This is a genomic window from Luteimonas flava (assembly GCF_036584485.1).
GTDB classification, from domain to species: Bacteria; Pseudomonadota; Gammaproteobacteria; order Xanthomonadales; family Xanthomonadaceae; genus Luteimonas; species Luteimonas flava.
On the sequence record NZ_JAZHBM010000071.1, the window covers coordinates 1 to 287 of the forward strand.

The 287-nt window shown below is 60.3% G+C and carries 1 protein-coding gene; it reads left to right on the forward strand.

The window, feature by feature from the left end:
* On the forward strand, positions 1-287 hold a 287-nt coding region (locus V3391_RS17725; protein ID WP_332079769.1), incomplete at both ends, for a DUF2167 domain-containing protein.

The window sequence follows — 287 nt, forward strand, 5'->3', positions numbered from 1 at the left end:
GCCAAGGATACGCACAAGCTGTACTGGGCCAAGGACTTGATGGTCGATGGCGGCGAGCATTCACTGAACTACAACGTGCGCGTGTTGGGCCGCGAAGGCGTGCTGAACCTGAACGCGATCGCCAGCATGCAGCAGATCGAGGCGATCAAGAAAGAGATGCAGCAAGTGACGGCGTTCACGGAATTTACCGAGGGGAACCGCTACACGGATTTCGACAGCAAGACGGACAAGGTAGCCGAATATGGCCTGGCGGCGCTGGTGGCGGGCGGCGTGGCCAGCAAGCTGGG